This is a genomic window from Rufibacter sediminis (assembly GCF_014269285.1).
Classification (GTDB): domain Bacteria; phylum Bacteroidota; class Bacteroidia; order Cytophagales; family Hymenobacteraceae; genus Nibribacter; species Nibribacter sediminis.
The window spans coordinates 185,765-197,673 of record NZ_JACOAF010000031.1 but is presented as its reverse complement, the minus strand read 5'-3'; the positions used below and the strand labels follow the sequence as shown (position 1 = coordinate 197,673).

The window sequence follows — 11,909 nt, the reverse complement described above, 5'->3', positions numbered from 1 at the left end:
AAACCTATATAAACGTTTAGTTCTCCTCTCCCATTTCAAATATAGGAAATTGCACTCTCGCAGATGGGCAAATATAAAGGTGTAAACGCCAGCCTCGGCCGACGGCCTCCGCCGCCGTTACACGAGTCCGTTGACCATAACAATATCAAACTCTCCCTATGCACTCCTCTCTCTTCGCCTACATCGCCCAATACACCCAAACCACGCTCACCGAGGAGGAGCAGGAGTTGATTCAACGTGCCTTCCACCCGAAGAAGCTCCGGAAAAAGCAGTACCTGTTACAGGAGGGAGACATCTGCCGACACATGGGGTTCATCGTGCGCGGGGCCATGCGGCAGTACAGCGTGGACGATAAAGGCGCGGAGCACATCGTGCAGTTGGCCATAGAAAATTGGTGGGTGGGCGACCGCGAAAGCTACCTCATGCTCACGCCTTCTTTGTACAACATTGATGCCTGGGAAGACACCGAGGTCCTGCTCATTGAGAAAGCCGATCTGCTGAACCTCTACCAACAGGTACCCGCCATGATGCAAATGGCCCGGCAGATGGATGACCGCCATTCCATGGCTTCCCAGCGCAGAATCAATGCCGCCATCAGCTTCTCCGCAGAAAAGCGCTATGCAGAGTTTGTAGACTGCTACCCTGAGTTTCTGCAGCGCTTTCCGCAGCACCTCATTGCCTCGTACCTGGGCATCACCAAAGAAACCCTGAGCCGCATCCGGAAACAACAGGCCATGTAAGGTAGCCCGGCACTTCCCTGCCTTAAGGTTGTTGACATTTGTCAACGGTTTATTTTATTCTACATCATCGTCTGGCAGCAGGTCTTTGCCGCACCTTTGTATCGTTCGGAAGGGGAAAATAGCAAGCCCTTCTACCACCCTTAAAACGATACAGCCATGAAAAAAGAAGTAAGTTTCTCTACCAGAGGCCAACGCGCCGACATAGGCGATCTGACCATCTACCGCATTGTGCCTAACCGCTACGCCCAGGCCGTGGGACCCTTCGTGTTCCTGGACCACATTGCGCCCAAAGTGCACGCCGCAGATGCCCCCCGCATGAAAACCGGAACCGGTGCCCACCCGCACAGAGGCATTGCCACCCTCACCTATTTGCTGCAGGGTGAAGACGAGCATTTTGACAGCGCCGGCCACCACGCCAAAGTGACCTCGGGCGGTATTCAGTGGATGAAAGCGGGTAACGGCGTTATCCATGACGAGAATCTGAACCCCGATCCTCAAGATGAGAGCCGCACCACGCACGGACTGCAGTTCTGGGTGAACCTTCCATCCAAAAACAAAGCCGAAGCGCCGGAGTACCTCGCCATCCAGGCCGAAGACGTGCCGCAGAAAACGCTGGACCAGAACCGGGGCTGGATAAAGGTAGTGGCTGGCCAATATCAAGAGTTGGTTTCGCAGATCCCGAGCTATACGGAGCAGTTCATCTACCACCTACACCTGGAAACGGGCCAAACGTTCTCCCTGGACACCACGCCCGGCCTGGAGTACGCCGCCTTCTTACTGGAAAGCAACTCGGTGCTCAATGACACGCCTTACCACGCCGGCGAGTTCCTGGAATTTGACCGCAAAGAGGGCATCATTGAACTGACCAACCCATCTGCCCAGGCCATTGACGTGATCATCTTCGGCGGTGAGCGCTACCAGGAACCCATCGTGGCGGAAGGTCCCTTCGTGATGAACTCCAAAGCCGAGATCGCTGAAGCCTACCGCGATTTCTTCAACGGCAAGTACGGCCAGATTGTGTACCCTAACTAAGCCGTAGGCAAGGAATTTCTCCTAAATTCTACCCTCCTGAAGGATCACACGCTTCTGTCATACTGAAAGGAACTTGTGGGCGAACGGTAGTAGTGTCAAGCAGTGCTACTACCGTTCAACTCAGGTTCTTCGGACACGTATTCCGTCCCCCTTTGAAGGGGGTAGGGGATGAAAGGCCTGTACAATACAGGATCACAGTTCTAAGAGCAATACCGCTTCTGCCGCAAATGGAAATGCCATGATCAGTAAGAGTGGTCATCCCCCTACCCCCTTCAAAGGGGGACAATCTGATACAGTGGAAGTATTAATGGCTCATTCAGATATGGAGCAAACTGCAAGAGTGTTCAATTACTGCCTTTCTAGTTCGCGCACAAGATCTTTCCAAGATGACAAAAATAGAAATGCAGCTCGTTTCTGAGCCATTTTTACAAACAAACCATTAACCAAATCAAAAATCAGAAACCATGAAAACCATAGGAATAATAGGAGCCGGAAAAATAGGAAAAGCGTTTGCCCAGCACGTAGCCAAGGCGGGGTATAACGCCATCATCAGTAACAGCCGCGGGCCGGAATCTTTGCAGCCGGTAGTGGAGGCCATTGGTCACGGCATCAAAGCCGGAACGGTGACGGAAGCGGCCGCAGCAGACATCGTGTTTCTGGCGGTGCCGTGGAACAAACTGGAAGAAGCCGTTTCTGGCGTGGAGAGTTGGGAAAACCGTTTGGTCATAGACGCCACCAATGCGGTGTTACCCGGCTTTGTGCCCGCCGATCTAGGTGGCAGGCGGCTCTGCTGCCGGGCACCAAAGTGGTGAAGGCCTTTAACACCTTGCTAGCTGCCGTACTGGCGTCTAATCCCCAGGAAGAGGGAGGCAGTCGTGTAATTTTCTATTCCGGCAATGACGCGGAAGCAAAAAAGACGGTGCTGGAGGTGATCAACCGCATCGGGTTTGCGGGAGTTGACTTAGGCAGATTAGACGAAGGCGGACGTTTGCAGCAATTTCCGGGCGGACCGTTGCCAGCCTTGAATCTGGTGAAGCTGAAGTAAGTTAACCTAGGAACTGACCGAATCAGGAAGTAAGAATTCCAGATGAACGGAAGACCCTTTCCCTTTAATTTTAAAAACAAACTTTAAACCACAATCTGCTTCCTTAGCTAAAACAAACCCCAAATCGCCTCACCAGTACTCCTGATGAGGCGATTTGAGCTTCTTTTTCCAAAACTAGCCTGAAAACAGACCTCAGCCGTTGTCCACGAAACCGGGGTATAGGGTCATGCCGCCGTCAACGTAGATGGTGGTGCCGGTGATGTAGTCGCTCTCCGGCGAGGCCAGCCAGTTAGCGACTTTGGCCACGTCCTCGGGTCGGCCGATGCGCTTGTACGGGATCAGCTTCATCAGTTCCTTCTTCTTTTCCTCGTCCTGCCACACATCGGCGTTGATGTCCGTGGCGATGGCCCCCGGCGAGATGCCGTTCACGCGTATCTTTTTAGGGGCTACTTCCAGGGCCAGTGATTTCAGAAGCATGAGAATACCGCCTTTAGACGAGGCGTAGTTCACGTGCCCGGCCCAGGGAATGATGTCGTGCACCGAGCTCATGAAGATGATGTTGCCTTTGGCTTTGTCCTCGGGCGAGGGCGTGGGCTTCTGGTCGAAGATCTTGATGGCTTCGCGGGCGCACAGGAAATAGCCGGTGAGGTTGGTGGTCATCACCTTGTTCCATTGCTCCAGCGTCATCTCAGAAAAGGCACTGTCTTTCTGGATACCCGCGTTGCTCACCAGCACGTCTACGGTGCCAAAAGCGTCCAGGGCCTCCTGAAACATGCGGCGCACGTCTTCTTCCTTGCCTACATCGGCTTTGCAGATAATGCCTTTGCCGCCGCCGGCTTCTACCTGTTGCAAGGTATTGCGAGCCTCTTCTTCATCGCTGTGGTAATTGATGATGACGTTGGCGCCCTGCTGCCCGAAGGCGACGGCGATTCCTTGCCCGATACCCGAACTGGCGCCGGTCACTAATACGGTTTGTGCTGTCTGTGTTGCCATGGTTTTCTGTTTTATAGTGGAGGAAACTCTCTTACTCTTTTCGTTTATTTAACTGCCGGTCCAGGTTATAGGCCGCGCTGATGAGGCCCAGGTGCGTGAACGCCTGCGGAAAATTGCCCAGATGCTCGCCCTGAAAGCCCAATTGCTCGGCGTACAACCCCAGGTGGTTGGCATAGCCCAGCATCTTCTCAAAGTAGAACCGCGCCTTCTCTACCTGCCCCGCCCGCGACAGACATTCTACGTACCAGAAAGAGCACATAGAGAAAGTACCCTCGTGGCTCACAAACCCATCGGGCGCGGCCATGTCTTGCCGGTAGCGGTATACCAATGAGTCTGAGACCAGTTCTTCTTCAATGCGTTTGAGCGTAGACAGCCAGCGCGGGTCTGTGGGACTGATGAACCGCACCAAGGGCATTAAAAGCGTGGAAGCATCTACCGTCTGCGCCCCGGGGTACTGCATGAAGGCCTGCTTTTCCTCGTCCCAGAACTCGGTGAAGATGCTGTCAAAGATCTTGTCGCGCTCTATGCGCCATTCTTCCTTCAAGGGGAAAGACCGTTTCATGCCCATTCTAATGGCTCGGTCAAACGCCACCCAGCAGAGCAGCCGCGAATACAGGAACTTCTTCCGGCCGCCGCGCACTTCCCAAATACCCTCATCGGGCTGGTTCCAGTTGAGTACGAGCCAGTCCAGGTGTTTTTCCAGGCTTTTCCAGAAATCATATGAAATCGGGTCGCCGTACTTGTCTGAGAGATACACTGAGTCCAGCAGCTCGCCGTAGATGTCCAGCTGCAATTGGGCATAGGCATCGTTGCCTATGCGCACCGGCGAAGAGTTTCGGTAGCCTTCCAGATGCGGTAATTCTTCTTCCTTTAATTGCCGGTCGCCGTCCAGGGAATACATAATACCCAAACGGTCATCGGTTTTCATGCTCTGGCAAACGGCTTCCACCCAATGCATGAAGTTGCCCGCTTCTTTGGTGTACCCTAGCCTAATCAAGGCATACATGGAGAAAGAGGCATCCCTAATCCAGGTGAAGCGGTAATCAAAATTGCGGCCTCCCCCAATGCTCTCGGGCAGGCTGAAGGTAGGTGAGGCCACAATGGAGCCGTACTTGTGCGAGGTGAGCAGTTTCAAGACCAGCGCCGAGCGGTTCACCATGTCCAGCCAGCGGCCGGTGTAGGTAGACTGGGCTATCCAGTTCTTCCAGTAATTGACGGTCTCAAACAGACTCTGCGTCACGAAGCCTTCCAGATCCTGGCCTTTGGCGTGCTCCTGGCCCACGTGCTCCAGAATGAAATCGGCGGTTTGGCCCTGGCCCAGCGTGAACTCCATGCATACATCGGTGCCCGTCACCTGCAAAGGCACGGAGCTCAACAGGCGCAGCACCGTAGCGTTTTCGTCTTTACAGGCAAAGAGCACCTCCTGGTCAGAGACCTGCTCCACGGTATGCTCGCTGCGGCCGTAGTTGAAACGGGGCATGCATTTGATCTGGTACTTCACCTCGCCCCTTATGGTGGCCACCCGGCGCACCAGTTCCTTGCCGCTGTACAGTTCCTCTACAGGCATAAAATCGGTGATCTCGCCCACGCCTTCTTCTGACAGAAAGCGGGTCAGCAGTACGTTGGTGTCGGGCAGGTAGAGTTGTTTCGTTTTTCTTTCCTTGAACAGCGGCTCAATCAGGAAGCAGCCGCCTTTCTCCTTGTCCAGCAGGGCCGCAAACACACTGGGCGAATCAAAGTTGGGGAAGCACATGAAATCAATGGACCCGTTCAGGCCCACTAGGGCCACCGTGTTCAGGTCGCCAATGATCCCGTAATTCTCTATAGGCTGATAAGGCATGTAGGCTAGAATAGAAGGTACGCCACCCAGAAAGCAGAAGGACGGCAAGTGCTAGTAAATACTGTCATTGCCCCGCAAGTGTTCGGGTAGTCAGGTGATTTCTGCCTGAAGCCACCGGTCTGTTTTGGCCTTGCTTTCCAGAAAAGAGCCCTAAAACGTGCCCGTCAGGTTTCTTTGGCTAACCGGCAACCAGCACTTTCTCCAAGTATTTGAACTAACCTTTTGAAAGTCAATTAGATCTTGTAACTTGAATCTGTATAAACGAGACCTCCGTTGCTGCAAGCCTATCATTTTCTGGCTTGAGAAGATCACCCCTGGATTTTGCCTCTTCCGGGCTGATTCCATAAAATTCACGGCCAACTTTTTTACCGTCAAACCGCTCGCTCATGCGAAACAAATTCAACCCCGTTGCCGCTTTAGCCCTCTTTGCTTCTCTCTTGGTGGCCTCGTCCTGTGCGCCCGATGATGCGCCAGAAGATCAGTCACCCAGCATTGCAGGGCTCTACAGATTTGCCGCGATGAACTCAGCGGAAAAAGTTGATCTGAACAAAGACGGGAAAGCCTCCACCAACTTGCTGGAAGAAATAGACGATTATAACTTTCAGTACCCCGTCGCCAAACTGGAACTCCGGCCCACCAAGTACAACAACTCAGGTTATCAACTCATTGACATCTTCTTCCCGCATCCAAACCTCACCTCTTACACTGATTCAAACGCGCGGGCGATTGTTTTACACACCAACAACTCCCTTAACGGCACCGGCTACACCTATACTTTTGATGAACGCACCAAAGCTATTGAGATCGTGCGGCCCGCTCACCACCAGAAAACCGAGGAAGAATGGGGTAGATTAAACAGCCTTACCATTCTGGGCACCAATCAATTGACAGCAAACGTCACCAAAACCTATTATGATTTTCAGACGAACAACTGGCGGAAGTTGAACATCACCGTGGTGTATGAGAAAGTGGAATAAGGAAATAGGCCTGGCTAATGATGCCGAGTGCTGGTGATCTACTTTTTTATTTCCTCAAGTTGCACCTTATGCAGGCTGGATACATGTATAGCGCTCCTCAACCCACCCCTACCCCTCCCAGGAGGGGAATACCAGATTATGTAGAAGTCTCGCCAAGGCTTTCCCCAGTACGTTAGTAGAAAATCCCCTCCTCGGAGGGGTAGGGGTGGGTTGACTTTGAACGAAGTAAGTAAAGCGCAACTGGTATTATCTCGTCAGATGCATGCGTCATATATAATGAGTTATCGGCCTGTTTTCAGGAAAGTAGGGTAAAACAGGCAGTACTGGCCTGAGCTCCTGGAATGGCCTTTCATGTCCGGGTGCTTTTCTTGTAAGACGTTTACCAAAGCTCTGCTTCTATGCTGAAACAACTACTTCTTTTTTTCTGCTGTCTTTGTCTCAACTGGTCAGCCAATGCCCAAACCATTACCCGGCTAGACAAAAGCACCATTACCACCCAAACGCTGGAGGCCAAAGTGCAGCAGCTCATGCAGGCGGCGCAGGTGCAGGGTTTGGCGGTGGCGGTGTTTAACCAGAACAAGGCGGTGTACCAAAAAGCCTTCGGGTACAAGAATGCTGTCACCAAAGAACCGCTCACTCCTACCACCAACATTTACGGGGCCTCGTTGAGCAAAGCGGTGTTCGCGGTGCTGGTGATGGAACTGGTGCAGGAAGGCAAGCTGGACCTGGATAAGCCGCTGCAAAGCTACCTGCCCCAGCCCATCTACGCCTATCAACCCACCACCAAATGGCAAGACCATTATGAAGACCTGAAGCAGGACACATTGTACCACAAAATCACCGCCCGCATGTGCCTGGCGCATACCTCGGGGCTGCCTAACTGGCGCTGGGATTTACCAGATCAGAAGCTGCGGGTTCTCTTTCCGCCGGGGCTCAAGTACAGCTACTCCGGTGAGGGGTTGGTGTATTTGCAGACGGTGCTGGAGAAAATGCTGGGTTTACCGCTGGAAGAAATGATGCAGCAGCGCATTTTCAAACCGGTGGGCATGGCGAACTCCTCCTACACCTGGCAGCCCCGGTTTGAGCAAGACTACAGCCTGGGGCACCGATCTGACGGATCGCTCTATGAGAAAGACAAAGACAACGAGGCCCGCGCCGCCAGCACCCTGGAAACCACGCTGCAGGACTACACGCGGTTCTCCCAGGCCGTGCTGCAGAACCGCCTCCTGAAACCGGCCACTACCCAAGTCCTATTCACGCCGCAGATCCGCATCAAATCAAAACAGCAATTTGGGCCCTTGCGGCTTCAGGAAACCACGGACAATGACGCTATTCAGCTGAGCTACGGGTTGGGCTGGGTTTTATTAAAGTCACCGTACGGCACGGGCGCGTTCAAAGAAGGCCACGGCGACGGATTTCAGCATTACTCCATCCTGTTCCCCGAAACCGGCACCGGCATCCTGCTCATGAGCAACAGCGACAACGCCGAGAGCATCTTCCGGGAGTTGCTGGCCTTCGCCATCGGTGATACCTTCACACCCTGGTACTGGGAAAATTATCTGCCGTACTTGCAGAAAAAACCCGGCGAGTAGCCTTATCCCGCAAGCCGGGCAGAGACGTTTTGGGCCTGGTTTCAGGAAAATGCCCTAAAAGCAGGTCATGGTTCAGGCAAGAAACAGAAGGGCAGATTATGTCGTAAAACGCCCGCTAAATGTCGGGGTGGCACCATGCCGGGGGGGCGGTAAAAGTGTAGGTTTGTCTTATCGTCCCGACACTTCTTCTACTTCTATCCCGTATCTTCCCCCCTATGAATTCGCGTCAAGAGTTTTTTCGCCTGATCTGGGCCGCCGTGAAAGGCCAGGAGCAGGACTATACCCGCCTGAGGCTGAAAGAATCCATTGTGCTGCTGGCCACGCCCATGATTCTGGAGATGCTCATGGAGTCTCTGTTTGCTGTGGTGGACATCTTTCTGGTGGGCCGATTGGGCTCGTATGCGCTGGCCACGGTGGGCCTCACCGAGTCTATCCTGATGATTGTGTACTCCGTGGGCATGGGCCTGAGCATGGCCGGAACCGCTTTGGTGGCGCGGCGAGTGGGCGAAAAGAACTACCAGGCGGCGGGCACTACCACCTTCCAACTGCTGGCGACCGGCGGCATACTGGCGGTCATCGCCAGCGTGCTCACCTTTACCTTCGCCCCGGAGATTCTCCGCCTGATGGGGGCCGATGCCGAGGTGATCTCCAAAGGTGTGGGCTACGCCCGCATCATCTTCGCGAGCAACCTCATCATCATCCTGCTCTTCCTCAGCAACGGGGCTTTCCGGGGAGCCGGGCTCCCGCACCTGCCCATGCGCACGCTGTGGCTGGCCAACGGCATCAACATTGTGCTGGCGCCGCTCCTTATCTTCGGGTGGGGACCTTTCCCGGTTTTGGGGTTAGAAGGCGCAGCCTGGGCCACCAGCATCAGCCGGGGCATTGGTGTGCTCTATCAGTTGTACCACCTCTTCCATGGCAAGCACCTGCTCAAGATTACCCGCGATAACATGGTGCTCAGTGCTGCCGCCGTCCTTCGGATCTTGAAGGTATCGGTGGGGGGCATGGGCCAGTTCCTGATTGACTCGGCCAGCTGGATCTTTCTTACCCGCATTGTGTCTGAGTTTGGGAGCAATGCCCTGGCGGGGTACACCATCGCGTTCCGGGTGATCATGTTCACGCTGCTCCCGGCCTGGGGCCTGTCTTCGGCGGCGACCACGTTGGTGGGGCAGAACCTGGGGGCCGGGAAACCCCGCCGGGCCGAAATCTCCGTCTGGCTCACGGCCCGGTACAACATGACGTTTCTGGGGTTGGTGACGGCGGCCTTCTTTTTCTTCGGGGATCACGTGGCCAGCCTTTTCACCCAGGTACCCGAGGTGATTTCCATTGCTTCGGCGGGGCTGAAGATCATCACGCTGGGCTACATCTTCTTTGGGCTGGGCATGGTCATGGTGCAGGCCTTTAACGGCGCCGGTGATACCCGTACGCCCGCCTACATCAACATTGCGGTGCTCTGGCTCTTGGAGATTCCGCTGGCGTACGGGCTGGCCATTCACCTGGGCTACGCGCAGACCGGCATCTTTGTGACCATCGCTTTCTGCCACTCGCTGCACGCGCTCATCAGCTGGTGGCTGTTCCGGAAAGGCCGCTGGAAGACGGTGCAGGTGTAAGGCGCTCCTTCTGCGAACGTGCTGTGTTTTAGGGCTGTTTTCTGAAAATCGGGCTTAAAACATAAGAGCGCAATTGCTATAACATCCGCTTGCCTGGCTTCTCCGCCTGCTTTTCAGCGCTTGTCTCAAAGAATTTTTTCTTTGGCGTTCACCACCTCCGCCTTATTTTTCACAGGCGCTAAACAAGCGCGGGTTTCCGTGGTTTCCATCTCATGGGCTTTAGACGTTCTACTCGCTGGTGGTTAGCTCACTCCCCCGCTTACCGCATCCTCTCCCCCCTAGTTTGAACCTGTGCCCCATGGAAAAACTTAGCCAACCTAAGAAATAACCGCTCTCCTAAAGCCAGCCATCCGGCACTCGCGCGCATGATCTGATCTTAAGATTTACCCAACTCCATCCATCTGACTCCCACCTTATGAAAAACTTCTGTTTGGCCGCATTGACGCTCTTGGGCATAACCTCTTGCGCCTCCCTCAACTCCACTACTTTCCTCAAGCCCAACAACACCTTTGTCTTAGGCAAAAATGAGCACGGCGCTTTTCAGGTGAATTTGAAAAACACCTCTCCAAACACCCTGTCCATCTACCAGGCTCCTTTAAACGGAGGCAAACATTCTACGCTCCACATAAAGCCTAACCAAAGGGCCAGCCTTAAGGTAGACAAAAACACCGCACTGGTGATCAGCAACCCCTCCCCTGATACCGCTTCTGTGAGATTGAGGGTCACCGGCGATTTAGGTCTTTCCATGACGTACAACAAGTAAGGGCAGGGCGTTTCTGGGCTATTTTCCACAAAACGCCCCTAAAACGTACTTGACAAACACAGGCGCTTTACAAGAACACAAGCCAAACAAGAGAACCGTTGACCCTTCTCTTCTTCCTTACAACGCCTTACCGCCGGCAACCTTCCTTCTTTTGGATACAACCACCAGAGATTGGGTTACTTTTTTGGCGGCGGGCTTCCAGACCTTTGTCTTACTCAATCAAAGACACACGTTTAAAAAAGGTAAAAACATGGAAAGTTTGCGAAAAACCGCGTTAGGAAACCAAGGACTGGTGGTGCCGGTATTGGGCTTGGGTTGCATGGGCATGACCCAGATTGCCGGTGCCGATATTTATGGCCAAGCCAACGAAGCCGAATCCATTGCCACCATCCACCGGTCACTGGAACTGGGCGGCAACTTCTTAGATACCGCCGATCTTTACGGACCGCTGGAGAATGAACGGCTGATTTCCAGAGCCACCAAAGGGAACCGCGAGAAATACATCATTGCCACCAAGTTCGGATTTGAGATAGACGATCAGGGACAGATGACCTGGCAGATCAACGGTCGCCCCGACTACGTGCGGAAGGCGGTGGAACGCTCCCTCCGGAACCTGAACACCGACTACATCGATCTGTACTACCTGCACCGCCTGGACCCCAACACGCCCATTGAAGACACCGTAGGGGCCATGGCCGATCTGGTGAAGGAAGGCAAAATTGGGTACATCGGGCTCTCCGAGGTTTCGTCCGAGACCATTAGAAAAGCGCACGCCGTGCACCCGCTAACCGCCGTGCAAAGCGAGTATTCGCTGTTTGAGCGGGAAGTGGAAGAAGCCGGTGTTTTGGACACGTTGGCAGAACTGGGCATCGGGTTTGTGCCGTACTCGCCGCTGGGCCGCGGCTTTATCTCCGGTGACATTAAAAGTCCGGATGATTTCGCTCCGGATGATTTCAGGAGAGGCATGCCCCGTTTCCAAGGCGAGCAGTTCTACAAAAATCTGGAGCTGGTGCAGGCCATCAAAACCCTGGCAAATGAAAAGGAAATCACTTCTGCCCAACTGGCCCTGGCCTGGGTTCTGGCCAAAGGCTTCGTTCCCATTCCGGGCACTAAACGGGTAAAAAACCTGGAGCAGAACATCGCGGCCACGCACCTTACCTTAACCCCCAAGGACATGGCCCGTCTGGAGGAAATTATCCCGCTGGGGACTTCCACCGGCATGCGGTATGATGCCGTTTCCATGTCCATGATCAACCTCTAAAAGCAAAACGGTGCGGGAGGCTTTTCCAAAAACTTCCCGTACCTTTTCTTTCCATT

11 protein-coding genes are annotated in these 11,909 nt (G+C 53.9%); 9 read left to right on the top strand and 2 right to left on the bottom strand.

What is annotated here, in order from left to right; genetic code table 11:
* The first annotated feature begins 158 nt into the window (after nucleotides 1–158).
* The 4 genes from H7U12_RS14575 to H7U12_RS22680 all read left to right on the top strand — a co-directional run bounded on the left by H7U12_RS14575 (nucleotide 159) and on the right by H7U12_RS22680 (nucleotide 2,817).
* Entirely contained in the window at nucleotides 159–740 is a 582-nt protein-coding gene (locus tag H7U12_RS14575; RefSeq protein ID WP_186639257.1) for a Crp/Fnr family transcriptional regulator, read from the top strand.
* A 156-nt stretch (nucleotides 741–896) separates the two neighbouring features.
* Complete coding sequence (locus H7U12_RS14570) at nucleotides 897–1,772, top strand: pirin family protein (protein WP_186639254.1); 876 nt, start codon at nucleotides 897–899, stop codon at nucleotides 1,770–1,772.
* Between the two features lie 464 nt (nucleotides 1,773–2,236).
* Nucleotides 2,237–2,584, top strand: a complete 348-nt coding sequence (locus H7U12_RS22685; protein WP_241749401.1) for an NAD(P)-binding domain-containing protein — start codon at nucleotides 2,237–2,239, stop codon at nucleotides 2,582–2,584.
* A gap of 14 nt (nucleotides 2,585–2,598) precedes the next feature.
* Nucleotides 2,599–2,817: an NAD(P)-binding domain-containing protein gene (locus tag H7U12_RS22680; protein WP_241749399.1), complete on the top strand. Its 219-nt coding sequence runs from the start codon at nucleotides 2,599–2,601 to the stop codon at nucleotides 2,815–2,817.
* Nucleotides 2,818–3,009: 192 nt separating this feature from the next.
* Here the strand turns inward: H7U12_RS22680 and H7U12_RS14560 are convergent, their stop codons facing one another.
* Nucleotides 3,010–3,810, bottom strand: a complete 801-nt coding sequence (locus H7U12_RS14560) for an SDR family oxidoreductase (protein WP_186639252.1) — start codon at nucleotides 3,808–3,810, stop codon at nucleotides 3,010–3,012.
* 31 nt (nucleotides 3,811–3,841) lie between these two features.
* Nucleotides 3,842–5,650: a glycoside hydrolase family 15 protein gene (locus tag H7U12_RS14555; RefSeq protein WP_186639250.1), complete on the bottom strand. Its 1,809-nt coding sequence runs from the start codon at nucleotides 5,648–5,650 to the stop codon at nucleotides 3,842–3,844.
* Between the two features lie 386 nt (nucleotides 5,651–6,036).
* Between H7U12_RS14555 and H7U12_RS14550 the strand changes: the two genes are divergently transcribed.
* From H7U12_RS14550 to H7U12_RS14530, 5 genes are all read left to right on the top strand, one after another.
* On the top strand, nucleotides 6,037–6,627 hold the full coding sequence (locus H7U12_RS14550; RefSeq protein WP_186639247.1) for a hypothetical protein: 591 nt from the start codon (nucleotides 6,037–6,039) through the stop codon (nucleotides 6,625–6,627).
* Between the two features lie 398 nt (nucleotides 6,628–7,025).
* Nucleotides 7,026–8,219, top strand: coding sequence for a serine hydrolase domain-containing protein (locus H7U12_RS14545; RefSeq protein WP_186639245.1), 1,194 nt, complete (start codon nucleotides 7,026–7,028; stop codon nucleotides 8,217–8,219).
* Between the two features lie 215 nt (nucleotides 8,220–8,434).
* Nucleotides 8,435–9,829: an MATE family efflux transporter gene (locus tag H7U12_RS14540; protein WP_186639243.1), complete on the top strand. Its 1,395-nt coding sequence runs from the start codon at nucleotides 8,435–8,437 to the stop codon at nucleotides 9,827–9,829.
* A 415-nt stretch (nucleotides 9,830–10,244) separates the two neighbouring features.
* Nucleotides 10,245–10,592, top strand: coding sequence for a hypothetical protein (locus H7U12_RS14535; protein WP_186639241.1), 348 nt, complete (start codon nucleotides 10,245–10,247; stop codon nucleotides 10,590–10,592).
* Between the two features lie 250 nt (nucleotides 10,593–10,842).
* Nucleotides 10,843–11,853, top strand: coding sequence for an aldo/keto reductase (locus tag H7U12_RS14530; RefSeq protein WP_186639239.1), 1,011 nt, complete (start codon nucleotides 10,843–10,845; stop codon nucleotides 11,851–11,853).
* The last annotated feature ends 56 nt before the right edge of the window (nucleotides 11,854–11,909 follow it).